The following is a 25,576-nucleotide window of genomic DNA, read 5'->3' as shown; positions in this document are numbered from 1 at the left end:
AAGCTTTTCAGGAAAACTCTTTGATCGTTTTTTGTTGAATTTCTCCATACCCATAGAAACACAGGTAAATATTATTAAAATAATGGAAAATTATAGTTAGCTTTTCATAGTTTGTGATCAGCCAGTAGACTATTGATTAACTGTCACATTTTTTTTTATTTTTTCCGGATGAGAATTCCCTCTCCTTGACAAGGGGAGAGTTTGTAAGCTGTAAGCAAAGCAAGATCCCCGACTTCTTCAAGAAGTCGGGGATCTGTCTGTGTACCGACATCATATATAGGGGCTGCTGAATAAGTCTTGTGGTGGGGAGAGGCAATAGGCAATGGGCAATGGGCAATAGTGAAGAAAAACACTGACTCATCAAGGGATTGAGCGATTTAAATTTTTCCAACCCAAAAATGAAAAAACCCCCCGTTCGTGTTGATCCGGGGGATGAATTCAATCTATCGATTGTGGGGACAATTCATGGCTTGCCCCAACAGAGTTCTATTTCACGGAAACCTTAGCACCAGACTCTTCAAGCTGCTTCTTGGCTTCTTCAGCGGCTTCTTTTGCCACCCCTTCTTTAATCGGCTTGGGCGCAGACTCGACCATATCTTTGGCTTCCTTGAGTCCCAACCCAGTCATGGTTCGCACGACTTTCAGGATAGCAATCTTCTTATCAGCGGGAACTTCTTCTAAGATGACATCAAATTCTGTCTTCTCTTCCGCCTCTTCCGCTGCTGCACCGGGCGCACCAGCCGCTGCCATTCCGGGCATCATCATCATACCACCCGCAGGAGCAGCCGCGCTAACGCCAAAGGTGTCCTCGATTTGCTTAACTAATTCCGACGCTTCGAGTAACGTCAGGGATTTTAGCTTTTCCAAAATTTCGTCGGTTGTAGCAGACATGAATAAACTCCTTTGTTTGATTGTTTACGTGTCACCCTGAGCGTAGTCGAAGGGTAAGCTTTTTACGTTTCAAGTAGCGGTACTAACCACCACTTTCTTTCTGAGCGGCGAGCGCTTGTAACACGCGACCCAGTGACCCGGGAATTTCGTTGACACTGCGACCCAAGGATGCAGGTACTTCGTTAACACCCACAGCCAGTTTGGTGGCGATGGAATTAATCGAACCAGCAATCTGCCCGATGAGTTCTTCTTTAGACGGCAAGTCGGCAATCGCCTTAACTTGGTCTTGACTCAGGGCTTGACCTTGCATGACGCCGCCCTTGAAGTCGGTTTTTTTGGTGGCTTTCTGGAAGTCCTGATATGCCCGAATTGCACCGCCTACGTCGTCTTTGACTAACATGAAGGCGGAGGAACCGACCAAGAATTCGGTCATGGGTTGCCAGTTTTCATCATCCTCAACCGCCCGCCGCATCAGGGTATTTTTCGTCACCTTACAGACGGTGCCTGTGGGACGCAGCCGATTCCGCAAATCGGTAATTTGCGCCACAGAAAGTCCCTGGTAGTCAATGACGATCGCGAGTTGCGAATCACTCAAGAGTTCCTTGAGATCAGCGACAACTTCCTTTTTGTTGTCCAGGGTTCTGCCCATTCTTGTTTCACCTCCTTGTTTCCTTTCATAGTTGTCCGTTAAAAAATCCTGCCCTCAGCCATAACGAAACCCCGGACATGCCGGGGTTACGCTGAGTATCTTTAATACCTGTACTTTGGTTTAGATGTAAAGTGACAGTGGATACTTCAGGCGTTGACCTCGGCAGGATATTAAGTGATGAACACCTGCTGTCTTTGGTACAAGCCAATCAATTATTGGATTGTAGACTGCAACAATAACGGTTCAGATTACGCAGCGGAAGCTGTTTTCATGTCCCGTAAGCTAGGGATATCGACTTCAATCGAGGGTCCCATGGTGGCGCTAACAAATATAGTGCGCCAAAAGCGACCTTTCGCACCTGAGGGACGATTTCGGTCAATCGTTTCCTGCAAAGACTTGAGGTTCACCAATAAGTCTTCGGCAGAAAAGGAAGCCTTACCAAACATAACATGAACGATGCCTGTGCGATCGGCACGAAATTCCAGTTTACCTGCTTTGAATTCTTCGATCGCCTGGGTTAGGTCGAAGGTAACCGTACCGCCTTTCGGGGAGGGCATCAAGCCCCTGGGTCCGAGGAGGCGTCCTAACTTCGCCACTTGAGGCATCATGTCGGGTGTGGCAATCAGACGGTCAAAATCCATCATCCCATTTTGGATTTCGCCAATTAATTCTTCAGATCCGGCAATATCTGCCCCAGCATTCGTGGCTTCGGTGACTTTTTCACCTTTAGCAATCACCGCGACTCGCACCACTTGACCCGTTCCTTTGGGTAGGGATACCGTTGTCCGCAGTTGCTGATCCGTGTATTTGGGATCAATTCCCAAGCGGATATGGGCTTCGGCGGATTCGGGAAATTTTGCCGTCGCAGTTTCTTTTAAAAGGTTCAGGGCTTCTATGGGTTCGTAAGGTCGCTCTTCAACCTTGCTGTGTAGTTCCTGTAATCGACGTGATAGTTTTCTGGCCATTTATCTCTCCTGGGGTGACTAACGAAGCGTCTCGCCTCTCCCCCAAATTGGGTTAACAACGGTCTGCAATTTCGGGTTGATGTCACTTAAACCTCAACCCAGGGACTATTCTGCGATCGCAACACCCATATTCCGGGCAGTCCCTTCGACGATTTTCATGGCTGCTTCAATATCATTAGCATTGAGGTCAGGCATTTTTGTCTGGGCGATTTCTTGGAGTTGCGCCTTTGTAATCGTGCCAACCTTTTGGCGGTTGGGTTCACTTGCCCCTTTTTCAATTCCGATTGCTTTCTTAATCAGCACGGATGCGGGCGGGGTTTTGAGGATAAAGGTAAAACTACGATCCTCAAACACCGAGATTTCCACGGGGATAACCATTCCCGCTTGATCGGCGGTCTTGGCGTTGTATTCTTTACAAAACGCCATAATATTCACCCCATGTTGACCGAGAGCTGGTCCGACTGGGGGAGCAGGGTTGGCTTTCCCGGCTGGGAGCGCCAACTTAATAACTGCAACGATTTTTTTTGCCATTCTTAGCCTGTTTTTTCCACCTGATTGAATTCTAGTTCCACTGGCGTATCTCGCCCAAAAATGGAGAGTAACGCCTTAAGCTTACTGCGTTCGGGGCTAACTTCAATCACTTCGCCTTCAAAGTCTTTAAACGGACCCGATAGCACGATGATTTTGTCACCAACAGCCATGTCAACTTTAATCACTGGCTCTTGTTCTTCGGCGTGCTTGAAGATCCGTTCGACTTCTCCTGGACTCAAGGGTACCGGTTTAACGTGACCTCGCCCTCGTCCATAGCGACGTTTCTGTTCTGCCCCTACAAAATTAATCACATTGGGCGTGTTTTTGACAACCTGCCAGCTTTCATCATCCATGACCATTTCTACCAAGACGTAGCCAGGGAAGACCTTTTCTTCAGAGTGCTGGCGAGACCCATCCTTACGGATTTTTACCGTCGGTGTTTGGGGAATCTGAACTCTCAAGATGCGGTCAGCGACATCTAGGGTTTGCACTCGCTGTTCTAGATTTGTTTTTACCCGCTTCTCACAGCCGGATGCCACCTGAACCGCATACCAACGGGCAGATGGGGCTTCTTGGAGCTGTGGATCGCGATCGTATGATTCGTTTGCTGCAAAACTCATCCAAATACCTGTTGTGATGCCCACAAGAATAAGCCATCCACTAAATAAATTAGGGTGGCTGATAGAACGACCATCAATAACACGGCAGCCGATTCGCTAATCAGTTGCTGCCGAGAGGGCCATACGACTTTACTGAGTTCCTCTTTGGTTTCTTGAAGGAACGTTACAACATTAAACCCAGAGGCTTTTTGCTGAGACTCTGTTTCCGTTTTAGTTTTCTTTGCCACAATAGTTGACTTCCCCCTTCTACTGAATTATCAGAGCTGTTCAACCCAGCGTTCATAACTCATATTAACCTGCTTCACTCATCCGTGAAGTTGGCAAGATCTGGGTAGAACCGCTGATGCTCCCCCAGCCTTTTAATATTTTATAGATTCAGAACGCGCCCTGGAGGACTTGAACCCCCGACATCAGGTTTTGGAGACCTGCGTTCTACCAACTGAACTAAGAGCGCTTGGGTTGGCTGGTAGAGGTGAATTTATCCCCTTTGCTTTACTTAGTGTAACGCAATGAGGGCATGAATACCAAGCCAATATCCAAAAAAATCTAAATCCCCCGGTCAAAGCGCTGCTTAACCCGAGTCGCTTTACCCACACGCTCTCGCAAATAAAAGAGCTTCGCCCGACGCACCTTACCTCGTCGCACGATTTTAATACTGGCAATTCGGGGGGAATGGAGCAGAAAAACCCGTTCTACACCAACCCCTTGGAAGATACGCCGCACGGTAATCGTTTGGTTGATGCCACCGTTACGCATGGCAATCACGGTACCTTCGTAGGGCTGAACCCGTTCCTTGTTCCCTTCGCGAATACGGACACCGACTCTAACGGTGTCACCAACATGGACTGTCGGTAAATCTGATTTAAGCTGTTCGGCTTCTATGGAGCGAATAACCTCTTGAGCATTCATGGTTTTGTAAAAAAATCACAGCCTATAATCATAGCGCACTATCTGATCCGGCGTCTAGATTTGGGAAATGTGTAGGGGCGGGTTTGATCGCATTGGTGTCAACTTAAGCGCTAAAAGCAGGGGAAGCAAGGGGAGCAGAGGGAGCAGAGGAAGCTGACTTGACCCTTAGCTTGGCTCAAGGGAACCTGGTTTTAATTAATAATGTAAAGAATGATTAAAAAATGCTGGTTTTATCTTGACCTAGGGGAAAACTAGCAGTAAGCACAATTCATTTATGCGACTGGGAGTAGAGCTATGCGTTTCAAAAATCTTCTAGGACCCCTGTTGATCCTAGCTTTGCTGTTTATCACGCTAGGCGATCGCGTCCTACCTGCACCACTAGATGATGCTAGCCGCAACACCCGCACCAGCATCAATCAATTCTTAATTGGGCTATTTCCCGACTGGAATCCCACAAACCCAAATGAACGCACAGAAAAGGAAGTTGAGCAATTAGAACAGAGGTGGTAACCAGCTAGGGAGAGGGGAGAAATGGAACAGAGTAAGCTCTCAACTTAGTCCTCATCCAGGGATAAGTGTTAAGCGGGATACACTCTTGTATTATTCCCGTTATGGGGAGGGCTGAATGCCTTAGATTAGAAGGGTTTTACCATTTGAGCTTTGGGTATAATTTTCTAGAAGTTGGTGATTGCACTTAAAATTTTGGTGTTGATGATTGTCATTGTGTTGTTGACCGTATTGGTCAGAAACCCAGTGAATAGTATGATGACGAATATGCCGTTGTAATTGATGCGAGTAGCCAGTAAATCTATTCATAACCTGTCCCTAGTCAATCTCCATATATCTTACTTTCTGTATCGGGATTAAAAGGTTAATATTAGGGAAAATTTTTGTAAAAATGGAGTTAATTACTATCAACTCCAGAGTTTAATATCTTAATTTAACCAAAGCTTAAGCTTTAGATGCGATACTCCAAGAGTCTACCCAAGACGTGAATCCACCGAATGACTCTTGACAAATGAGGAATGAAAAATGACAAATGAAAAGCATTTGTACAGGTTAGGTTTAGCCCTCACCGCGTTAACGGTTTTAGAGCTATCAACCTCCAATTCCGCTGAAGCAGCTACCTTTACGGTAGGGGGCTTCTCCTGGAATCAAGCAAATTCAGTTTCGACGGCTGAGATTGTTCAAGGTTCTATGGAGGAGGCGGCGTTTATCACTCCTTTTGGTCAAGGTTTGACAAAATTTGATCCCAGTCAAAGTGTTGGTCAATTACTGGGATATAATCCTAATCCCGCCTACTCGTCCATAGTCCCTTTTCCGGATAGTAATGGTAGTCTTATTGTCCCCAATCAGGATCGTGCAACAATTAAACTAACTTGGGACAATCTGTTATTACCCAATTTGGCTGGGGATGATTTCGTCATCTATGAGTCAGGCAATTCAGGCGCACCAGAAGGATTTAGCGTGTCGGTACTTAAATATGGTGAAAGCGAATTCCGGACAAGACGTTATGAGTTTGCGGATAGCTTTGATCCCAATCACTTGGTTTTCGGCACAGCGTTCAATCTTGATGACTTTGGCTTAGAATCAGGGGATTTAATTAGCGCGATCTCCATTGGCAATCTTTTTAACTCAGAAGCCGTAACTGGTGTGGATTTGGTGGATGATCCAAGCGGCGAGGGGAATCTTTTGTCTCCGGGAGATAGCGGAGGATACGATATCCTAACGAGTCCTTTAGGCTCTGAATACGCGACTGATAAACTTGACGCTGATATAGTCTATGCTGTTGGATTGCACAACGTTGTACCAGTTCCTGAACCTCTCACAATCCTTGGTTCAGCAACAGCCCTAGGCATTGGAGGTCTGCTTAAGCGAGAGCATTCTAGAAAGCAAAAGAAAAGCGAGTAATCGTTACGATAGAAACAGTTAAACTGACGGGGAATTCAGAACAGGGGACTGGATGCCTCAACACCTAAAGAATAGCCCCTTCTGGGATGCGCGATCGCTCTCCTTTTCGTATACAATAACCCTGACTTTTGTCAAGTACAATTTATACTAAATTAGATGAGCTTACCCTGGTTTGGAACGATTAACTGATGATGAAATTCTCGTAAAAGCTCTTGGGCGTTGGACAATTCTTTTAACTGTTGATTTAGATTTTGGTTATTTGTTGGCAGTGAGTGAGGAAACATTACCCAGCGTAATTTTATTTAGACTGGGTAATAAACGTTATGAGATAATCAATGATCGCTTAACGGAAGTATTAACAAAGGACAAATGACCAATGACAAATGACCAATAACTACTTCTTCAACCAGCTAAACATTGCCCGTAAATCTTTACCCACTTCCTCTACAGGATGTTCAGCTTCCTGACGTCGCATGGCTGTAAATCCGGGTTTGCCTGACTGATTTTCTAACACAAACTCACGAGCAAATTGACCCGACTGAATTTCTTGCAGGATTTTCCGCATCTCGGCGCGGGTTTGGTCATTAACGATGCGAGATCCACGGGTATAATCGCCATATTCAGCAGTATTAGAGATACTATCGCGCATATTAGCGAGTCCGCCTTCCACAATCAAATCCACAATCAACTTGACTTCGTGGAGACACTCAAAATACGCCAACTCTGGCTGATAACCCGCTGCGACTAAGGTTTCAAATCCGGCTTTAATTAAAGCACTCAACCCCCCACATAACACGGCTTGTTCACCAAATAAATCGGTTTCCGTTTCTTCCCGGAAGCTGGTTTCTAAAATACCCGCACGAGTCCCACCAATTCCTTTAGCATACGCCATAGCGCGATCGCGAGCTTGACCTGTGGCATCCTGATACACGGCAAAGAGGCAAGGAACACCTTCTCCTTGTTCGTAAGTCCGTCGCACTAAATGCCCTGGTCCTTTGGGTGCCACCATGATTACATCTACATCAGGTGGGGGAACGACTTGACCAAAGTGAATATTAAACCCATGGGCAAAGGCAAGGATATTCCCTTCTTTCAGATGCGGGGCAATTTCTTCGGTGTATACCGTTTTCTGCACCTCATCCGGTAGCAAAATCATAATCACATCCGCCGCTTTCGCCGCGTCAGCAACCGAATGAACCGTTAATCCGGCTGACTCCGCTTTCGCCACCGACTTGCTGCCCGGATACAGACCCACAATCACCTTAATGCCACTCTCTTTGAGATTCAGGGCGTGGGCGTGACCTTGAGACCCATAACCGATAATTGCAATTGTTTTATCAGTGAGTAGGTCTAAGTTAGCATCTGCATCGTAATACATCCGGGTCATAGAAGCATCTCCCTTGCTACAAGCATTTTCGTTTGACTGCGGACTATTGATTTTACATCAAAACCCTTGCCCATTGTTATGGATTTTGTCTGGGTTAGGGCAGATACGGTCGCACTTGCTTCCTGGAGTTCCCTTTACGTTTAAATCATTCAGTTATGTTCACGCACTAATAAAATGGGCGTTGCCTGAGACTCTTTTAATAATTCATCTAAACAATTTCTGGCAATAATTCGTTTTAAAAATAACCGTACAGCCGCTATAGATAAATCCGTTTTTAGCCAAATTCTCGCTGCGCTGACAAATTTTCTTTTTTTTAGGGCAGCAAATACCCAATGAATTTTTATAGATGACTTAATCTCTGACAGTTCTGGTAAAGTATAACGATATTTTGGACTGATACATAAATAAATCTTTTCTTTGATAATTAAGTTGATTTCCAGACGTTGATCAAAAGTAAATTTGCTGTTAAATGAACCTTGCCAAATAGTGCGGTAAGCCAGACATTTATTTATAAAAATAGCATCACCAAACTGGGTAATTTTAATCCAGGAATCAATATCATCATAATTCGTATCAAATTGGGTATCCCATCCTCCTGACTTCAGGAAAGCTGAACGAGAAAAGGCTACTTGTACAGGCGTACCAAATGGCAAGAGTTCCAACAGCATAGCGTAATGAATCTCGGCTTGGGGAATATATACAAGTGTTCCCTTGCCAACCTGCCGACTTCTGCTGATTTCTGTCTTATTCTCATTGACCTGAATGGCTCGACAGGAGCAAATGACAGCCTCTGGACGTCCGGCGATCGCCTTCCCCATTTCTTCAATACAATTCGGGGCAAGGTAGTCGTCATCATCCACCAGTTTTACCCAGTCTCCTGTCGCCAATGCTACACCCTGATTAACCGTTCCTGAGTGACCCAAATTCGTCGAATTTCGGTGATAAATTAAACGGGTGTTACCCATGTCCAAGAGTTCTTTCCGTCGCTGTTGGACATAAATCTCTGTACCATCAGACGATCCATCATCCACCACAATTACTTCGCACGGTATCGTTTGAGCTAACGCGCTGTCCATTGCTCGCTTGAGCAAAGTGAGGCGATTATGAGTCGTGATGACGATGCTAAATTTCATACCCTTCTCCACCAAAATTATTTTGCCTCGATTAGCTGTCCAGCATTTAGATCAGGATGTCTAAATTCCTCAACGGGAACAGGGAATGGGGAATAGGGAACAGAAATATCCAATTTAAATGTACATCGGCTGATCTAAGAATCGGTATCGTCCAGATTTTGTTTTAACCTGTTTTGGGTTTGGTTAAATTTTGGACAATAAGATTAGCTATGGACATTCATAATTTTAAGCGATTGAACCCTAGTGCAACGCGACGGAAATATTTGAGCAGCTTTGTAGGTGTGGAGGATCTGGGGGAGCCATGTAGAGACGTGCCATGGCGCGTCTGTGTGTAGGGGCGGGTTTAGGGATTAATATTGATTGTTATCCCTAGCTGGGTTGCAAAACCCGCCCCGATGAAATGACCAATGACCAATGACCAATGACCAATAAATAATCTTAAAAGACTGTCGAAGTCCAGCTTCCGTGCAATCCATAAGGAATATGGTGCGACAAATGCAGTCGGGCGATCGCGCCTTGGCTGAAATCTCGACTGTCTAAAATCACCACATCAGAGCGATGATGACTCGAATCATACACCAACGTCAACACCCAACCCTGATCTTCTCGCTTCGCTTCAGGATGGGGAACAAAAATCGGTTCGCTGACAAAGCCATGGGGGGCTGCACTCCAAATTTGTTCCTCTCCTGTCGTAACATCAAACTTAGCAATGGCTTGAAGTGGAGCATTTCCGGTGGGATGATGAGTCACTCCCATGTACACATAACGGTAAGGGCGTCCAACGTGATCGGGATGAACACAGGGAAACTCACAGGAACGTTCTAATAGTCGCTGTCGTTGTACCGTAGAATCCGCTAAATTCAGTGTAAACCGAAACAGTTGTCCCGGCGCGATCGCATCAAAATCCACATCCCGATAATCTATCTCCGGTTCCACTTGAGTTAACGACTCATAGCAAATCGAATCCACACAAATTTGCTCTCCTTGCTCAAAAGCATTCGCATGGTGAAAAATAAACCCAGCCTCAGATTCCAGAACTTGCATCGGTTCATTACCATGACGCGGAATCACTAAAATCCGAGTCGGTGCATTGGGTTTAAAGTTTACACATTGACCCGCCCCTTTTAATCCCAGGAGGAAGGGAACGGGATTATAGGTGACAGGATTTTGGAAAAAGATGCAGTAATTCGACGTAATCGCAAAGTCATGGATGAAAGCAAAACCCGGAACCGTGTGACTTTTACGCCGTTTCAATTTCCCGGCTGCATCCAGTTCATAAATGGTGATTTTAGTAGAAAAACCCGGTTTAATCGCAAAATTCACCAAACAAGGCGCACCGCCATCTTGATTACAGCTTGGGTCAATCCAAGGATGAGCGCCAAACGCTTCGCCTTCTGCCAAAATACCATCTAGAGTGTCTTTCCCTAGGGTTTCTAAGGTTTGGGGATCTAACCGATAGGGTTCCGCCGCTTCCCAAAGAGCCAATAATTTCCCGCCCCAGTAAATCACATTCGTGTTAGCGATATTTTTGATATCAATATCAAACGCATTCGCCAGCCAGCCTCCGGGCTTCTGCGTACCAAAAACACCGCGATACAGCATTTTTCCGGCGTCTTGTTCTTTGAGAAAGCCTTCAGTACGGACAAAGCGATTGCGGAAATAAGCACGACCTTGATCAAAGGCGATCGCACAGATCATACCATCGCCATCAAAGGGGTGATGCAGGGGTTGACCATGGACATCCAGTAAACCCGGACCATTGCGAAACAATGTGCCATTCAGCGCTGGCGGAATTTCCCCTTCAATGTCCTCAATCCAGTAATCATATTCATTGGGCTGGGATTGATATCCCTGTTTCCATCCTTCGCGGTCATAAGACAGTGAAGACTTTGATTTTAAAACTTGTTCTGTTGCAATCATTGTTTATTCCCTCTTTATTTAATCGTGTTTGTAGTAAGCGCTTTAGCGCCTCTAACCAGAAGACTAAAGTCCTCACTACTGACAAATGACGAATGACGAATGACGAATGACGAATGACGAATGACAAATTACGACTCTTCCACAGGCTTTTGACCCATGCGAGTCCGGATAAACTCTGGCACAACATCGGGTAGGAATGGCTGTTCGGAGAGAGAACCCGACGTATGATGTTCAAATACTTCTGCTGGCGGTAATGATTTAGACTCTGTTTCGCCTTTAATTTCAGTTTGTGGATCAGCCGTCGGTAACCACCCTAAGAAGGGTAAGGGTAATAAGCTAGAGAGGTTGGTAATCGTCAGTAATAACCACAGGCGATCAAAGTTATGTTCTGTCACCCCTAGCCAATGGGTTAATAACGCCCCCAATTCATGAGATAACAATCCCGATAAATTCCATATTGACATCAGCAAGGCAAACAAAGTGGCTTCAACTCCCGACGGGCAGAGTCTGGCTGAAAGGACAAGTACGGGCATAAACGTAATCTGTCCAATCACCGTCAGAATCAGACTGTCGCCTAAACTAAACCAGTGATCATCAATGCCTAACGCCCGATTCGCATGGGTAACCAGGATGAGAGTTGTCATCCCCAACACAGCCGACAGGACAGTTGTCCATCCCATAATCGTGCGGAAAGGGATGCCCTTTAAAAAGCGTTGAAAGACCCAAACCCCCACCAAAGACGCCAAACTGGTGACTAAACGCACTCGCCCTAAAAATTCTGGTTCAAATCCGAGTTCATTGGTGGAGAAGAAGAAAAAGGCTGAATCGGCGGTGGGTGTGGCTTGCCAGAGAAAAATAAACGCCGTGGGTAGCCAGATGGCTTTTTGAGTCACCGCATGACGCAATTGCTTGATTTGGTTGGTGACGGTGGCGGTGTTTATCCCCGAACTAACGGATTCTTCAGCAATTAACCACGCCACACCAGAGACGAGTAGAGGGAAAGTAGCGGTAATGCCAAAAACAGTTTGGGTGTTGAACGCCTCCAGCAGCCAACCACTCAGATACGCGGTAATCACTCCCCCGACAGCAGAGGTTCCCCACGTCAGGGATTGCAGGGAACCGGAATCGCTTAATGATTCCCGTCTTGCCCGTTCTACCACCAACGAGTCTACGATGACATCACTAATCGCCACGGAGAGGGAACTTAGGAGAATGGCAAGGGTTGCCGCCCAAGCTGTATCAACTACCGTTGCCAAACTTAACCACGCGGTTGTTCCCATCAAACCTGACAGCACCAGATAAGGGCGGCGACGATAGCCAAATAAGGGGAGTCCGTCGGAAAGAAAGCCAAATAGGGGTTTAATCACCCAAGGTAACGCCGCAATCCCAATTAGCGCCGAGACTTGGGCGGGACTTAAACCGAGTTCGTCTTTAAGGAAGAAGCTAATCGCTAAACGGGCTAGCCCCAGGATACCCTGGACAAAATAGACGATGAGGATGGCAATCAACTCCGGTGTGGGTTCATTGCCAAAAAAGACTTTATCTTTAACGGCTTGTTTAACGCGATCGAAGCCAGAGGCGGACACAATCATGAACTTTTTTTAAGTTTTATCTCTTTTTATATCTTACACACTGTCTCTGGGTTGCCTCATCTGTGCTAGTGCAAGAAGGCAGGAGGCAGGAGGCAGGAGGCAGGAGGCAGACGGTAAGAACGCTTGTACAGTAAGATGAAAGCACCTTTTTCAACTGGATAGTTATTTCCGCCACGCTGCACTAGCGTCTATCGCCGAATCTGTTGGGTTTCCTTGGTCAACCCAACCTACTGGATTGACACAGCTAAAATGATGGATTACGTGTGACCATTGAATCGGGCGCACATCAATGAAAGCCATTACAGACATTGGCATTAAGGTTTAAATGTCAAACAGCTTAGTGCTTGTCGAGTCGAGGATTCTACGTTGTCGCCTAAGCCAAACTTGAGAAACTGGAGGATGTTCTGTGCAAATTACCATCCATTTACCCGATGAAATTGTCAACACAATCCAGGAGAAGTGGAATAAAGTTCCTGGAAAAGTCGTGGAGTGTTTAGCCATTGAAGCTTACCGTCAGGGAGTAATTACTTCGGCGCAAGTGGGAAGAATACTCAACCTTCCTTCGCGTTATGAGGTGGATAGTTTTCTCAAACAAGCAGGAGCCTATTTACATTATGATGAAGCTGATTTTGAGCAGGATTTATTAAGGATGGAAAAACTAATGACTCAGGAGACACCAGAAAGTTAATGGCAGTTGTCTCAGATATTTCACTGTTATTCTATTTGGTGTTGATTGACTTAATTGGAATGTCACCGACTTAAGTCTGGTGGGCAATGCCCACCCTACAACTTCACCGTTATGCTAGGTATAATTGATGTTTTAAAACACAGATTACTGTACTCCATGAGTTATCTGCACCTTAAATCCTTACAAATGACGAATGACGAATGACGAATGACAATCACCACCGTTAACTTTAATTGTGTCCATCTACTTATTGCCTTTTTGCCCCATTGCTGTGTTAACGACTCAAATGGAAACACGATCAGCAATGAGGTTATCATGATTGACAAGACAACTGGCGATCGCATAAACGAGTTGGACGTGGGCAATGGAGCAGGAATTTTACGAGCGCGGGCGCGAGAAGGCGCAACAGGGCGATTTAGAGGGAGCGATTCAGGAGTTTGAGCAAGCGTTGCAGATTAATCCAGAATTTGCCGAGGCTTACTACAGACGGGGATTGGCTCGTTTTGATTTAGGGGATTGTCAAAGTGCGATCGCGGATTATTCCCAGGCGCTACAGGTGAATCCTGAACATCTGGATAGTTATTTGGGGCGCAGTTTGGCTCACTTGGCGCAGGGAGAGGCTCAGAGTTCCCTAGAAGATGCTCAACAGGTTCTCCAGATTGATGGGAATCAGGGGGCGGCGTATAAACTACAAGGGACAGCCTACCGTCGGTTGGGGAAGACGAAAGAGGCGATCGCATCCTTTAAACAAGCGGCTAAACTGTATCTAGACCAGAAAGATAAAGACAATTGCCAGAGTTGCCTAGAGAGTATCAAGCAAATTCAGGCAGCGCAAATCCAGGCGGCGAGTGCGGCTGAGACGCAAAAGTATTTGACTCAAGTTATCAACAAGCTACAACGGGGAAAGCATCGGGAAGCCTTAGAGGATTGCCAATGGCTGCTGCACGTTGCGCCCAATGATGCTAGAGCCTATTGTTATCGGGGAATTATTCGTAGCAAATTGGGGAATTTAAAAGGAGCGATGGAAGACCTCGGTCGAGCCATGCAGCTTGATCCCAATGATATCCAAGTTCGTCACTATCGGGGGCGGGTTCGCATTGAACTGGGCGACTATCGGGGGGCGATCGCGGATTTTACCCAGTTACTTGAAATACAACCTGACAATTCCCAATATTATGTCTGTCGGGGTCAAGCTTACTCAAAACTGGGCGATTATCGCCAAGGAATTGAGGACTATTCACGAGGGTTAACAATTCAGCCGAATGATCCGCAAATCTATTATCATCGGGCGGCGGCGCGTGCTGATTTTCAGGATTATCAAGGCGCGGCGGATGATTATCAACAAGCGGCGAATCTGTATTTTGAGAAACAGGATTGGCAGAAGTATCATCAGGCATTAAATCAGCAGAAGCAGCAAGTGGCAAAAGCTGAAGCCGAACTCAAAAAACGCTCGGCTCAACTGAATCGGAAAGACATTTTTATCAATCAAGAACGACAAATTCGGTCGAATGCGCGAGTGGATCGAGAGTTACAACAACGACTCCTGCGGATGGTAGGGGGATACTGGGATGTTGCGGCGCGTTTGATTGAGTTAGCCAAGAAGAAATATCCGGGGATGCCAGAGAATTGGTACTTGCAAAAAGTGATCGATGATTTAGAGCGCGATCGCTAAGTTAAATATTTCAAAGATTATCATGTCTACTGATAAGTAGGGCTTGCTGCACAACCCTCTAACCCTTATCTATCAAATATTATGCTTAAGAGTCAGTAGTCAGCGCTCGACCCGCTTGAGGCACTAAAGTGCCTACTACAAACCAGAAAAGTGGCATAATGCGGAAAGGGCTTTGCTGCCACAGTCAGTTGGACAAAATTAGGCATCTTCGGGTTTGAGTAATATCTGTATAGCTGTCCTGCGGCTTCTGAGACGCTAAAACATCTATCCCTATGATTTTTCGCATTCCTCGAACGGTTAGTACGGCGTTACCCGATTTGGCACATCTGCGAGTCGTGGGAGTTTCAACCATTGCTGTGATCATTACCCTTCTGGGCGTGCGACACTTGGGTGGACTAGAACCGCTAGAACTGGCGGCGTATGATCAGTTTGTCCGCCTGCGACCTCTGGAAACGGAACCTGATCCTCGGATCTTGGTTGTCGCGATTACAGAACAAGACCTAGAAAATCAAAACCAGTGGCCCATCTCGGATCAGGTTTTAGCACAGGTATTACGCCGACTGCAAGCTGCTGAACCCGCTGTTATTGGTCTAGATTTGTATCGCAATCTTCCTGTAGAACCGGGTCATCAGCAGTTAGTGGAACAACTGCAACAACCGAATTTAATTGCAATTCAGAATATTGATATCCGCGCCGGAACGCCACCGCCGCCAGACGTATCACCGGAACGCATCGGTTTTAATGATATACTCCTTGACCCAGACGATGTGGTTCGTCGAAACTACTTGTTTGCTGAAAATGAAAGTGATGTCCTTTACTCATTTTCCCTGCTTCTGGCACTTGCCTATTTAGAACCCCGTGGGATTGAACTGGAACCTAGTCCCGATAATCCAGATATTCCTCAGCTTGGTGAGGCGGTGTTGTCACCTATAACGGAAGATGCGGGGGGATATCAAAACGCAGATGTTGGCGGGTTCCAAATCTTACTCAATTATCGTTCCCCTTATCAGGTGGCGCGACAAGTATCCTTAACCGATGTTTTAGCCGGAAAGGTTGATCCGAGTTGGGTGGAGGACAAGATTGTGATTATTGGTTCCACTGCACCCAGTCTCAAAGACTTATTTACCACACCCTTTAGTCCCGCCCTGGAAAAAAATGCGAAAATACCTGGGGTTTTAATGCAGGCTCAAATGGTCAGCCAATTCCTGGATGCGGCGACGGGTGAGCGTCCTTTATTCTGGTTTTGGTCAGAACAGGCGGAAATCCTGTGGATTATTGGTTGGATTGCGATCGGGGGGATATTGGGGCGGGTGACGTATCATCCCCTGGCGTTAATTATTGGAGTAACGGGTAGTTTGGGGGTGTTATCCAGTGTTTGTTTTTACCTATTGACTCAAGGTGGCTGGGTTCCGTTTGCAGCGCCAGCATTCGGATTTGGGTTAACGGTAGCAATTTTTGTCACTCATCGGTCTTACGAAGCCCATCAACAGCAGCGCATTGTAATGAAGCTGTTGGGACAGAATACCTCGCCTGAAGTCGCTCAGGCTCTTTGGCAAGGTCGCGATCGCTTGCTAAAATCTGGCAAGTTACCGGGGATTCGCCTCACCGCGACGATGTTTTTTGCCGATATCAAAGATTTCAGTACGATATCGGAAAAGATGACCCCAGAGGCGTTGTTGGAATGGTTAAATGAAATTCTGGGAGTGGTGACTCGTGAAGTCCTCCAGCGCCAGGGGATTGTGAATAAGTTTACCGGGGATGGGGTGATGGTGGCGTTTGGTGTCCCCATGTCTCGCCTGCACAGAACTGAAGTGGCTGAAGATGCGAAAGCGGCGGTAGACTGTGCGTTAGCAATTAGCGATCGCCTGGAGTCGATGAACCGAGATTGGCGACGCCGAGGTTTACCGGTGATTCAAATGCGGATTGGCATTTTTACCGGTCCTGTTGTGGTGGGCAGTTTAGGGGGCAAAGACCGTTTAGAATATGGCGTAATTGGCGATAGTGTTAATATTGCCTCCCGGCTAGAGAGTTGTGAGAAACAGCGTCAACCGACTCCCTGTCGGATTCTCATTGGTCAACAAACGCTAGATCAACTGCAAGGGGAATTTGAGGTTGAATCTTGGGGACCTTTAGCCTTGAAAGGAAAACAGCAAACGGTGAATGTTTATCGCGTTTTGGCACGAACCACGGTATCACAGTAGAATGGCACTGAAATAAGCATTTTGACATCGCCGAAACCCTTAATATACCGTAGGGTGGGTTTCGACTTCGCTCAACCCACCAGCCTTAAGTTATAGAGTAGGAGTGCAGAGTATATAGTGTTTTTATTTGGGTCGTGAACACAGGAACCTGGTAAAAAGGCAATGGGCAATGGGCAATAGGCAATAGGGGAAAGAGATACAGGGTTTTTAAGTAATCTAAGAAAATACATTCTAGGTTTACAACTCATTTACAAATGCTATATAAGTTAACGTATCTCTCTTTTCTCAGATGGGTGAAATCTTAGACAACTACAAATCATAAGATTTTAAGTAGACGACTGGCTGAGACGCTGAAACATCGACCATCACTTCACTAGCCCAGTCTGAGGTATTCAGAAATCCACCAATAACGTCTTTTGCCTCATCTGGATTCCACCAAGAAACATCCCTCAACTCTTGTGAACTAAAGGGACGAAATCCTTCTTTTAAGGGTTCAGTATACCCAGCACTGGTCAAAAAACTATCCAAATCACTTTGATCGAGAGTAAACCGCAGGACAATCAACGAGTCAATACCGGACTCAGTATGCACTTCAATCTCCTTACTGCTTGGAGGTAACTGAATCCGAGCGAGTTGTTCAATTTGCTGTCGATTCAAATTTTTCTCCTGACGTTGTGGAGCCTGACCACAACTAAACATGAGCAGACTCATTAATATCAAGCTGACAACGGGTGTGGCTAATCTCATCGGTGCGGGTTAAGTTACATCTGGGTGAGGAAATAAACGATAAACTGTTCGGTATTTAAACCTTAATGTCAATAATGACGTACTCCTTGTAGTGGGAGCATCTTGCTCGCTACTAATACCCAATTTAAATGCATGACAGCTTAATCGATGCTCACTCATTTTCGATTTCTGATTCGATTGATTTAAGTCGAGCTTGTATGATCATTATTCTCTCTTCCATAGCTGCAATTTTCTGATTCAATTCTGAATCATCACCTCTCAAGTCTAAAATAACATATATACCTACACAAGCTAAGACTAAAAAACTCAACCCCGATAAGTGGTTATTTATCGAAAAAATGTACAAAATTACCAAAACTATAAAAATTAAGTTCTTCATGGTTTTTACTCTGAACCTTATTTGGATTTTTAACTAAAGTTTTAATAAACTTAGTCATGAACTCAATAGTCGCGAAGCTTGTCGATTTCTTTTTCAAGTGATGTAAGTCTAGTCTGTATTATTCCTATCCTCTCTTTGATAGCTACAACTTTCTGAGTAAATTCTGAATCATCACCTCTCAAGTCTAAAACCATATATATATGCAGACAAACTAAAATTAGAAAATTTAGCCACTCTAATTGGTCGCTTATCGATACAGAAATATAAAAAATTACTAATATTAGCCAAATTATATTTTCACTATTTATTTTTATTTTCTAGAAAATTGTTTACTGATTTTAATTTAAAAATTTTCCGTTTTTACTCATTGTGATTATTATCTGATCTAGCTTTAATTATTTTTTCTAAAACTTCCAGCTTGGTTTCTATTTGCTTGATGTCAGTTTCTTTTTTTGTCAATGTTTTTCTTAAACTTCTTATTTTAGATGTTAGGGTAAATATCGTAAAAATATACAATCCAAATATTATAATCAGCTTGACTGAATCTGCCATTTCAAATCCCCCTATAACCCAACACATCCTATTAATAAGTCTACAGGTCTTCTTGAATCCTACTTATCTCATCATGGAAGTAGAAAATTTTATCTAAATATGCTTCTACAGTTTTTAGTTTTAATTGCTTGGAATTGAGCTTATTTTTTATGCAATAATAGTAAGCTATTAGTTCTCCTGCTAGTAATCCTAATGCAAGGTAGCAATCCAAACTTAACAATCCATTTTCTCCACAAACACGAGCAGCGGAAAAAAGCAAAAAAGTCATTAAGTGTCCATGTATTTTAAAACATTCTCCGATTAGTTCAGGCAAGTTTCCATCTAGAGCATTGAACTGACTTTCTAAATACTCTTCTGAAATCAGTTTCCTTACTTGAGCAATTACTGTGTTTATTCTCTCGGCTTGCTCTTTAGAAATCCTCCTTTTACTTTCTTTGGCTTTCTCGGTTCCGTGAGCGCTAGAGGAATCATCTTGCTGCTGGACTATCTGTCCGAATTCTGTTGCCCCCTGGATTTGTTTTGGTGCTTCTTGTTCCAGTAGTTGCGGCTGTTCCACTGTCCCCGCTTCCGGCGGCTTCTGTAGTTCTTCTGCTTCAGAATTTTCCTTTCGCTGGATACTTTGTTGTGAAGTGAATTTTTTTGCCTGAAGTTGATTCAATTTCAATCGGTTCAATACAGGATTGGCGGCGGGTATTGCTGGCTTTTGCCGCCAGTTTCCCAGCTTTTCCGAAGCTTCCTTCCTCTGAATTGGTGGCGGTGGAGGTGGTGAAATAGGCGCATTGACTGGTATTTCGAGTCCATTGTAACCAAAACGAGATTTCCCTTCGAGTTGTGCTTCAGCAGAACGGGCATCCTGTGGTTCTTGCTGTGCCATAGCAGGTGAACCCAACGGACGTGTCTGCAACAGCTTGGTTTGAGGTAGCTCTGCACGTCTGGCTTGGATACCGTTACCGAACCCACGGGTTTTTAGTGGATTGGCAGGAGGAGTAAAAGTAGACTTCAAAGACGCTTTTTTAGAAATGTGCCGCCTGGGACTCATAACCTAACTCTGTTACTTTTTAACGTCGGATACTGAAAATACTTTAATGTTAGATCGGAATTAAATTAAATGCCATCAATTATACACCTAGCTGATTCTAAATTCCGGTTGACTATCGCCGTTACAATTCAGTCCGCGTAGGCGGACTTTGCTTATGTAGCAGCGATTTCAATCGCCCTAACCAAGTCACGGCAGGTTTAGTTACATCTGGGTCAAGTAAGAAACAATAATTTTGAAACCCGCCCCGAAAAACCCGATCTCCTGAACCAAGCAAAGAGTCAAACCTTTTCCCGAAAACCACCTTGCCATCGTGTTAAAGGAACACAATCAATATTGAGTTGGTCTAAGGTTCGCGCTACAACAAAATCCACTAAATCTTCAATGGTTTGAGGATTGTGATACCAGGCGGGAATGGCTGGCACAATCTTGACTCCAGCTTCGGCTAGAGTGGTGAGGTTACGCAGGTGAATTAAGCTAAATGGTGTTTCACGGGGTACAATTATCAGTTGACGCCCTTCTTTTAACTGCACATCGGCTGACCGTTCTAATAAATCTGAACTCAAACCATTGGCAATTTTTGCCACCGTACTCATACTACAGGGAATAATCACCATTCCCAATGTCCGGAACGAACCACTGGCAATGGTTGCACCCACATCCCCCCAGCGATGACAAATCAGCTTGCCTTTTTTGGGTACACCTGCTTGCTGACGCCAGAATTGTGTCTGTTGTTCGGGTTCTGGAGGCATACGGGTGTTTTGTTCCGCTTGCCAAACCATATAGGCTGATTTTGATGCCACCAGTTCGATGGTATAGTCGGCTTCTAAGAGAAACTTCACGGCACGTACTGCATAGATTAAGCCAGAGGCACCAGTAATACCGAGGATTAAGGGGAACGTTTGGGGATTGGTTGAAGACACGCGATGTTAACGGAAGATAGTTGTCAGTCTTTACCAGTGTAGAGGTGTGACAGGCTAAGTTTCTACATAAAGTAGAATCATTTTGTCGCCAATGTTCCGATTTTGAATTTTAGTCTAAGCCCTGAACTAAAGCTAAAACCTGTTTTAACGGGTTCAAATACTCAGTAAGCTTTAGCTTACTTTAGCTTTCAGCCGGAAATTTATTTCCAGGCATCCAAATTGGCGACTTAGATGTCAACTTAAGCTAGAACCCCTCACCCCCAGCCCCTCTCCCACCAGGGGAGAGGGGAGCAAGAAATACAAGAAAGAAAGTGTGTTCTTTTCCCTGATACTAGAAGCGGTTTTATGTGATGGTTCCCCTTCTCCCATGAAACAAAAGCGAAGCATCCTCTGTCCTCCCCTCTCTTGTAGGGGGGAACGAGGGGGGTGGGAGAAGGGGTTAGGGGATGAGGGTGAAAAGCTCCCTCTGTATTGGGTTTCATCTTAAGTTGTCACCAATGCACATCAGTGCGTCCCTACGGTTTCTGGGCGTAAGGTTAATTGATAAAAGTCGGTATGTCACGCCACTACAATTAGGTAAAAAATTGATTCAACAAATGACAAATGACTAATGACTAATGACAATCTACTGATTTAACACCCAGCGCCGGAATAGTTCAACGATAATCTGCCAAGACTCACCCTTTTGCTGAATCACATCATGGCGTTTTAATGTCTCCAACGCTTCCTCTAATTGTTTCTCCTCTAGAAGCGCAAGTCCTAATTCTCTGAATAATTCTGCTAAATTTATCCTTAATTGTTCAATGATTAACCCATCCGGGTGAGGCGCTAACACCTTAAGGATTGCCTGTTGACCTGTAACCCCTCGCGCCGCTTGACCCCAAACCCCATCAAAATAATACCGTCCCCGTTTATAAAATTCGGGGTCATTAATCACCGCTTCCACATCCTCTACCGTAAAAACTGGGTCACGCGAATGTCCCTGTTCAAACACAAAATCATTGTATCGGCGCACCAGTTGGAATCCCACCAGTTGAACTAAATAGGGTTGACCTGCGGTTAGACGATAGATTGAGTCAAGGGCGTCTGGAGTGTAATCCAGAGGAAAATCAACAGCCTCATTATCCGATATATCTGAAACAGTCGAAGCTGGATTTTCCAGGCTGGGATTGGCTAAAATCTGGCGCGTTGCAGCAGGTTCTAAGAAACCGACGTGAATCGGAAGAACGCTAGCAAAGAAAGGTTGGAAATAATCGGCGGTCATTTCTTCTAAGGTGTGCAACCCAGCAAAAGCAAACGCGACTTTATAATTATTTTGTAATAAGCCTTTTAGATATGAAATAAAGTCATTGGGAATTTTTTCAGATTCGATGAGTTCCTCGATTTTCTCGAATTCATCTAGAGCAATAATTAAACCCTGTAGAGACATTGCTGGTAATATTTCTACAACCTGCTTGAAATACCGTCTAAAAGTAGGATAAGGAAGATTCAGCAAGTCATTATCATCTGGAGGGGGACAGCCGAAGGAATCGGAAATTGCATCACTTATCGCCATTAATACTTCTCCGACACCTTGGGGACTATTTCCTAAAAGCAGTAGATTAATATAAAGCACTTTTACCCGTGAACCGGAACAGTTTGCCACATTTAAAAGAATCGAAGTTTTCCCCATGCGGCGATGACCATAGAAAACTACAGACTGGAGTTGTTGACTCATAACCCATAGTTCTTCTAATTGTCTAAGGATATCGTCTCGTCCGACAAAGCGATTTCCTTCAACGGGGTCTCCTACCACATAAGGATTAGTGACAGGTTTGGTGATGGAAATCTTGCCAATTTCCGTCGCAATTTGTAATAATGCGTCTTGCCAAGTCTGGGCAATATCTTTGATTAATTCTCGTTCAGCTTCGGGTAAGGTTTCGATACGATTAAGGATAGTTTCCAGTTCTCCTAAGGCGCGATTCAGGGCAAAGGCACGGGTGGAACGAGAGACGCTACGCTGAACTACTCGCACATCTTCCACGACTCGATAGAGAGATTTTATTGTGTTCCAGGTTATGGGACGCAGTAGGGGTTCGTTTGGGGAAGTGAGTAGTTCTAATGTGGCGATTGTGTCAGGTTCTTTGGTTTTTTTGAATGTGGTGAGAGTTTGGGCGAGGGTGAAGAGTTCCTCACCATAGAGAAGAGAACGAACAACAGCAAATGCTTCGGTTGCTTTTGCAGGTTCTTTTTCATGGAGATGCCAAAAACCAGCAGCCGTAGCACGGGCAGGAGTGTCTAAGCGAGTATCTGTAGTAAAGTTAGCTTGAAGCTGTTGCCGCCAATGATAAGGAAATAAGAAAAAATTTTCTACGGCGTTTGACTTAAACACCGCATTCAGTGAAACTGAACAAAACCGTAGTAGCTGCCAATCAAAAGGGGTTTCAGCCAGCCGAGAGATACGCCAAATCAGTTGTTCTGATGGGGTTTTATCCAGTACCAGATTAACACTTTGCACAACAGGAATAAACTGTAGAGTATATGCCAATAATTGATTGATATTGTGTAAACCCTTTTGCCAATCCTGTTGCAGCCAATTCTGTAAACGAAACCTTAGATAAGGTAGAGGAAGTAAGGTAATGCGGGGGAATAACAAACTTCCATTCTGAAGGTATCGCAGGTTTAACAGTGAACTAATCAACCAGTTTTCTGGACGCAGAATTGTCACGCCTCCCGCCACGCCTCCCGCCACGCCTCCTGCCATACCTCCCGTTATGCCAAACCAGATGCCTAGCGCCACACTTCCCGCTATGCCTACCGCCACACCTAGGGCTACGCCCCCTGCCACACCTACCACCACACCTAGCGCTGCACCTACCACCACACCAAAGCCCACATTAAACCCTACACCCAAGCCCACACTAAAGCCCACACCAAACCCAATGCCTACCGCCACACCTCCCGCCACGCCTAGGGTCACACCTAGCGTCACGCTTCCCGCCACGCCTCCCACCACGCCTAGCGTCACGCTACTCCAATCAATTTCAAATCCTATCTGTTGAAGTAATCCACAACAAGCTACAGGAATAACAATGCTCAATACTAACCCTTGAACAAGTAACTGGCGCTGGATAAGATTCTGACGCAATAGTTCTAATCCCTTGCGCCAATTCATTTCTTTTGGAGGAATATACCCACCGCCGAAGGTATCCACATACCAGCGCAAGGCTTGAGGAAAGTAAAACACCCAATACAACAGGCGCAAATAATCCAAGGGATTCCATAAAGAGAGAGGGCGTTTCAGTTTCGGTGCTAAATCTAATCGGGGAACCGGGCGATGTTGGCTCATGGGAATTCTGGTGCTATTGTCAGAAACTTAATCCCACCTGGGAATTAAATGATTGTGTGGGTAAAGTTGAAAAACCTAACCCCCCAGCCCCCTTTTTAATCCCCCTCCCGTCCCCCTTTTTGATCCCCCTTCCGTCCCCCTTTTTGATCCCCCTTCCGTCCCCCTTCAGATCCCCCTCCCGTCCCCCTTCAAAAGGGGGAAGCCAAAGGATGCTTCGCTTTTTTTGCACGGGGGAGACCAAAGGATGCTTCGCTTTTTGTTCCATGGGGGAAGCCAGAGGATGCTTCGCTTTTTTTGCACGGAAGGGGGAGTCGGAAAGCTGCATTAAATAACAAATATATTCCGGTTCCCTCTCCTTGTAGGAGAGGGCTAGGGAGAGGTCACTCTCCCCCCTAAATTGACGAATAATAGTGTTTAATATCTGGTTTTCAACCATAGAGATAAATCCGGCAAAATATAAACTCATGACTCACCCTCCAAATACCGAGAATACATTCGATAACATAACTGCATTAATTGCCGTGGATGACCGCCACTTTCCTCAACTAACTGATTAATTTCAGCGTCAGTAAACCTTACCGAAGTCATCGCCAAACGTGCCTCAATAAAATCACGGGCGGTTGGTTCATTCCAGGGTTTTATGATTTCTTCTTGACAAACTCCTGCCAGAGGAGACGTTTTGCCATTATCCCAACTATCATTAAACAGTTCATCTAAAGATTCATTCGCCGCCAAAACCAGCTTCAGTGGTGCTTGACTCCCCTCAGCCAAACCTCGTAGATAATCCCGCACACCGCGATTAAAGCCATCCCACGTCATTTTTCCCACATTATCTAAAACCAGCAGAACTTGACGCGATTTCAAATAGCGACTTAACCTGGCTCCCTTAGTTTCCGGGATACCAATCTCATCACATAATGCACCATAGAAATCATCTTCATCTACAACTGTATTTAAGTCGAGAAAGATAGGCTGACGCGGCGAATGGAGATGAGTATCCGCCAGTCGGACAATCTGGGAAAGCAAAGAAGATTTACCGACACCCTCGGCTCCGATTAAGACAACACTGCTACCACTATTAATCACCTCAAATATCTGCCGGATTTCCCGTTCTCGGTTAAAGAAGTCTTGCGGATTATCGATTCTGCCTTGTTGAGGGGTAAAGGGATTAATCGTTAGATTGTCAAAATCTACAGAAGTTGAGGTTTGTTGTAAGAGTTCAGGGGGCGCTGACATCTCAGATTTTGGCGGTTTAGTTTCAACCTCTACACCATAAAGATATTCAATTTGCCTTTTAAAATTTCGTTTATTAATTTCATTATTAAAATACTCTTTCAGTCTTTTGCATAAATTTGCGCCTAATTCTCTAGTGTATTGATAAACAAAAGAGTTTTGGGCGGCAATCTGTTGATAACTGTAATCCTGCCAAATCCCAATCACAATCGCCTCTTCCGCTTCAGTCAAAACAGGCTGAGAGTTCTCCCACAGCCGCCTGTTGATGAATTCCAGCGCCTCTGTTGAATCCATTAGTAAGCATTAAGA

General features: G+C 45.1%; 24 protein-coding genes, 1 tRNA gene, 1 pseudogene and 1 other annotated feature. Of the genes and pseudogenes, 7 read left to right on the top strand and 19 right to left on the bottom strand.

What is annotated here, in order from left to right; genetic code table 11:
• Positions 1–486 precede the first annotated feature (486 nt).
• The 8 genes from rplL to rplS all read right to left on the bottom strand — a co-directional run bounded on the left by rplL (position 487) and on the right by rplS (position 4,565).
• Positions 487–891 carry a 50S ribosomal protein L7/L12 gene (rplL, locus tag RID53_RS35935; protein ID WP_446392643.1) on the bottom strand — a complete coding sequence of 135 codons (405 nt, stop codon included), beginning with the start codon at positions 889–891 and terminating at the stop codon, positions 487–489.
• Positions 892–973: 82 nt separating this feature from the next.
• The gene (rplJ, locus tag RID53_RS35930) at positions 974–1,540 is read right to left on the bottom strand and encodes a 50S ribosomal protein L10 (RefSeq protein WP_446392642.1); all 567 of its coding nucleotides are present in this window, start codon (positions 1,538–1,540) and stop codon (positions 974–976) included.
• Between the two features lie 54 nt (positions 1,541–1,594).
• Positions 1,595–1,756: a sequence feature (ribosomal protein L10 leader region), on the bottom strand.
• A gap of 32 nt (positions 1,757–1,788) precedes the next feature.
• On the bottom strand, positions 1,789–2,505 hold the full coding sequence (gene rplA, locus RID53_RS35925) for a 50S ribosomal protein L1 (RefSeq protein ID WP_446392641.1): 717 nt from the start codon (positions 2,503–2,505) through the stop codon (positions 1,789–1,791).
• A gap of 105 nt (positions 2,506–2,610) precedes the next feature.
• Positions 2,611–3,036, bottom strand: a complete 426-nt coding sequence (rplK, locus tag RID53_RS35920; RefSeq protein WP_446392640.1) for a 50S ribosomal protein L11 — start codon at positions 3,034–3,036, stop codon at positions 2,611–2,613.
• Between the two features lie 2 nt (positions 3,037–3,038).
• A complete protein-coding gene (gene nusG, locus RID53_RS35915; protein ID WP_446392639.1) occupies positions 3,039–3,656 on the bottom strand; it encodes a transcription termination/antitermination protein NusG in 618 nt (205 codons plus the stop codon).
• Positions 3,653–3,883 (bottom strand): preprotein translocase subunit SecE, encoded by a 231-nt coding sequence (secE, locus tag RID53_RS35910; protein WP_446369257.1) that lies wholly within the window; start codon positions 3,881–3,883, stop codon positions 3,653–3,655. Before secE ends, nusG begins: the two co-directional genes overlap by 4 nt.
• Before the next feature lie 154 nt (positions 3,884–4,037).
• Positions 4,038–4,110 (bottom strand) — tRNA-Trp (locus RID53_RS35905).
• 92 nt (positions 4,111–4,202) lie between these two features.
• Positions 4,203–4,565 carry a 50S ribosomal protein L19 gene (gene rplS / locus RID53_RS35900; protein WP_446349423.1) on the bottom strand — a complete coding sequence of 121 codons (363 nt, stop codon included), beginning with the start codon at positions 4,563–4,565 and terminating at the stop codon, positions 4,203–4,205.
• A 294-nt stretch (positions 4,566–4,859) separates the two neighbouring features.
• Here rplS and RID53_RS35895 point away from each other — a divergent pair, with 294 nt between their 5' ends.
• The 3 genes and pseudogenes from RID53_RS35895 to RID53_RS35885 form a co-directional block, all read left to right on the top strand.
• Entirely contained in the window at positions 4,860–5,075 is a 216-nt protein-coding gene (locus tag RID53_RS35895) for a hypothetical protein (protein WP_446392638.1), read from the top strand.
• A gap of 522 nt (positions 5,076–5,597) precedes the next feature.
• The gene (locus tag RID53_RS35890; protein ID WP_446392637.1) at positions 5,598–6,476 is read left to right on the top strand and encodes a PEP-CTERM sorting domain-containing protein; all 879 of its coding nucleotides are present in this window, start codon (positions 5,598–5,600) and stop codon (positions 6,474–6,476) included.
• 169 nt (positions 6,477–6,645) lie between these two features.
• Positions 6,646–6,834: pseudogene (locus tag RID53_RS35885) on the top strand (DUF5615 family PIN-like protein); the annotation flags it as partial.
• A 36-nt stretch (positions 6,835–6,870) separates the two neighbouring features.
• Here the strand turns inward: RID53_RS35885 and ilvC are convergent.
• The 5 genes from ilvC to RID53_RS35860 form a co-directional block, all read right to left on the bottom strand.
• On the bottom strand, positions 6,871–7,863 hold the full coding sequence (gene ilvC, locus RID53_RS35880; protein ID WP_446392636.1) for a ketol-acid reductoisomerase: 993 nt from the start codon (positions 7,861–7,863) through the stop codon (positions 6,871–6,873).
• Between the two features lie 149 nt (positions 7,864–8,012).
• Positions 8,013–8,996, bottom strand: a complete 984-nt coding sequence (locus RID53_RS35875) for a glycosyltransferase family 2 protein (RefSeq protein WP_446392635.1) — start codon at positions 8,994–8,996, stop codon at positions 8,013–8,015.
• A 438-nt stretch (positions 8,997–9,434) separates the two neighbouring features.
• Complete coding sequence (locus RID53_RS35870) at positions 9,435–10,916, bottom strand: carotenoid oxygenase family protein (RefSeq protein ID WP_446392634.1); 1,482 nt, start codon at positions 10,914–10,916, stop codon at positions 9,435–9,437.
• A gap of 128 nt (positions 10,917–11,044) precedes the next feature.
• Complete coding sequence (locus RID53_RS35865) at positions 11,045–12,508, bottom strand: folate/biopterin family MFS transporter (RefSeq protein ID WP_446392633.1); 1,464 nt, start codon at positions 12,506–12,508, stop codon at positions 11,045–11,047.
• 162 nt (positions 12,509–12,670) lie between these two features.
• Positions 12,671–12,817: a hypothetical protein gene (locus RID53_RS35860; RefSeq protein WP_446392632.1), complete on the bottom strand. Its 147-nt coding sequence runs from the start codon at positions 12,815–12,817 to the stop codon at positions 12,671–12,673.
• A gap of 97 nt (positions 12,818–12,914) precedes the next feature.
• On the opposite strand from RID53_RS35860, the gene RID53_RS35855 reads away from it, so the two are divergent.
• The 4 genes from RID53_RS35855 to RID53_RS35840 all read left to right on the top strand — a co-directional run bounded on the left by RID53_RS35855 (position 12,915) and on the right by RID53_RS35840 (position 17,069).
• Positions 12,915–13,196 (top strand): UPF0175 family protein, encoded by a 282-nt coding sequence (locus RID53_RS35855; RefSeq protein ID WP_446392631.1) that lies wholly within the window; start codon positions 12,915–12,917, stop codon positions 13,194–13,196.
• Positions 13,197–13,403: 207 nt separating this feature from the next.
• Complete coding sequence (locus RID53_RS35850) at positions 13,404–13,637, top strand: hypothetical protein (RefSeq protein WP_446392630.1); 234 nt, start codon at positions 13,404–13,406, stop codon at positions 13,635–13,637.
• A complete protein-coding gene (locus RID53_RS35845) occupies positions 13,561–14,868 on the top strand; it encodes a tetratricopeptide repeat protein (protein ID WP_446392629.1) in 1,308 nt (435 codons plus the stop codon). Before RID53_RS35850 ends, RID53_RS35845 begins: the two co-directional genes overlap by 77 nt.
• A gap of 272 nt (positions 14,869–15,140) precedes the next feature.
• A complete protein-coding gene (locus tag RID53_RS35840; RefSeq protein ID WP_446392628.1) occupies positions 15,141–17,069 on the top strand; it encodes a CHASE2 domain-containing protein in 1,929 nt (642 codons plus the stop codon).
• 309 nt (positions 17,070–17,378) lie between these two features.
• Here RID53_RS35840 and RID53_RS35835 read toward each other — a convergent pair whose 3' ends face one another.
• The 6 genes from RID53_RS35835 to RID53_RS35810 form a co-directional block, all read right to left on the bottom strand.
• Positions 17,379–17,816, bottom strand: a complete 438-nt coding sequence (locus RID53_RS35835; protein WP_446392627.1) for a hypothetical protein — start codon at positions 17,814–17,816, stop codon at positions 17,379–17,381.
• Positions 17,817–18,555: 739 nt separating this feature from the next.
• Positions 18,556–18,747 (bottom strand): hypothetical protein, encoded by a 192-nt coding sequence (locus RID53_RS35830; protein WP_446392626.1) that lies wholly within the window; start codon positions 18,745–18,747, stop codon positions 18,556–18,558.
• A 40-nt stretch (positions 18,748–18,787) separates the two neighbouring features.
• Positions 18,788–19,621 carry a hypothetical protein gene (locus RID53_RS35825; protein WP_446392625.1) on the bottom strand — a complete coding sequence of 278 codons (834 nt, stop codon included), beginning with the start codon at positions 19,619–19,621 and terminating at the stop codon, positions 18,788–18,790.
• Between the two features lie 443 nt (positions 19,622–20,064).
• Entirely contained in the window at positions 20,065–20,706 is a 642-nt protein-coding gene (locus RID53_RS35820; RefSeq protein ID WP_446392624.1) for a flavin prenyltransferase UbiX, read from the bottom strand.
• 625 nt (positions 20,707–21,331) lie between these two features.
• Positions 21,332–24,034, bottom strand: a complete 2,703-nt coding sequence (locus RID53_RS35815) for an ATP-binding protein (protein ID WP_446392623.1) — start codon at positions 24,032–24,034, stop codon at positions 21,332–21,334.
• A 462-nt stretch (positions 24,035–24,496) separates the two neighbouring features.
• Complete coding sequence (locus RID53_RS35810; protein ID WP_446392622.1) at positions 24,497–25,561, bottom strand: AAA family ATPase; 1,065 nt, start codon at positions 25,559–25,561, stop codon at positions 24,497–24,499.
• Positions 25,562–25,576: the final 15 nt, after the last annotated feature.

This window comes from Coleofasciculus sp. B1-GNL1-01, from assembly GCF_040220235.1.
Classification (GTDB): Bacteria; Cyanobacteriota; Cyanobacteriia; order Cyanobacteriales; family Coleofasciculaceae; genus Coleofasciculus.
Note: the sequence above shows the minus strand (reverse complement) of the source record. Positions and strands in the feature narration are given on the sequence as shown.

Bases quoted from the DNA above. Each gene is read 5' to 3' on its own strand.
- RID53_RS35815 (WP_446392623.1), bottom strand. From the start codon at position 24,034: ATGAGCCAACATCGCCCGGTTCCCCGATTAGATTTAGCACCGAAACTG.
- RID53_RS35870 (WP_446392634.1), bottom strand. From the start codon at position 10,916: ATGATTGCAACAGAACAAGTTTTAAAATCAAAGTCTTCACTGTCTTAT.
- rplA (WP_446392641.1), bottom strand. From the start codon at position 2,505: ATGGCCAGAAAACTATCACGTCGATTACAGGAACTACACAGCAAGGTT.
- nusG (WP_446392639.1), bottom strand. From the start codon at position 3,656: ATGAGTTTTGCAGCAAACGAATCATACGATCGCGATCCACAGCTCCAA.
- RID53_RS35830 (WP_446392626.1), bottom strand. From the start codon at position 18,747: ATGGCAGATTCAGTCAAGCTGATTATAATATTTGGATTGTATATTTTT.
- RID53_RS35850 (WP_446392630.1), top strand. From the start codon at position 13,404: ATGACAATCACCACCGTTAACTTTAATTGTGTCCATCTACTTATTGCC.
- RID53_RS35895 (WP_446392638.1), top strand. From the start codon at position 4,860: ATGCGTTTCAAAAATCTTCTAGGACCCCTGTTGATCCTAGCTTTGCTG.
- RID53_RS35860 (WP_446392632.1), bottom strand. From the start codon at position 12,817: ATGTCTGTAATGGCTTTCATTGATGTGCGCCCGATTCAATGGTCACAC.
- rplL (WP_446392643.1), bottom strand. From the start codon at position 891: ATGTCTGCTACAACCGACGAAATTTTGGAAAAGCTAAAATCCCTGACG.
- RID53_RS35865 (WP_446392633.1), bottom strand. From the start codon at position 12,508: ATGATTGTGTCCGCCTCTGGCTTCGATCGCGTTAAACAAGCCGTTAAA.
- rplJ (WP_446392642.1), bottom strand. From the start codon at position 1,540: ATGGGCAGAACCCTGGACAACAAAAAGGAAGTTGTCGCTGATCTCAAG.
- ilvC (WP_446392636.1), bottom strand. From the start codon at position 7,863: ATGACCCGGATGTATTACGATGCAGATGCTAACTTAGACCTACTCACT.
- RID53_RS35875 (WP_446392635.1), bottom strand. From the start codon at position 8,996: ATGAAATTTAGCATCGTCATCACGACTCATAATCGCCTCACTTTGCTC.
- RID53_RS35890 (WP_446392637.1), top strand. From the start codon at position 5,598: ATGACAAATGAAAAGCATTTGTACAGGTTAGGTTTAGCCCTCACCGCG.
- rplS (WP_446349423.1), bottom strand. From the start codon at position 4,565: ATGAATGCTCAAGAGGTTATTCGCTCCATAGAAGCCGAACAGCTTAAA.
- RID53_RS35810 (WP_446392622.1), bottom strand. From the start codon at position 25,561: ATGGATTCAACAGAGGCGCTGGAATTCATCAACAGGCGGCTGTGGGAG.
- RID53_RS35840 (WP_446392628.1), top strand. From the start codon at position 15,141: ATGATTTTTCGCATTCCTCGAACGGTTAGTACGGCGTTACCCGATTTG.
- RID53_RS35825 (WP_446392625.1), bottom strand. From the start codon at position 19,621: ATGGCACAGCAAGAACCACAGGATGCCCGTTCTGCTGAAGCACAACTC.
- RID53_RS35845 (WP_446392629.1), top strand. From the start codon at position 13,561: ATGGAGCAGGAATTTTACGAGCGCGGGCGCGAGAAGGCGCAACAGGGC.
- rplK (WP_446392640.1), bottom strand. From the start codon at position 3,036: ATGGCAAAAAAAATCGTTGCAGTTATTAAGTTGGCGCTCCCAGCCGGG.
- RID53_RS35835 (WP_446392627.1), bottom strand. From the start codon at position 17,816: ATGAGATTAGCCACACCCGTTGTCAGCTTGATATTAATGAGTCTGCTC.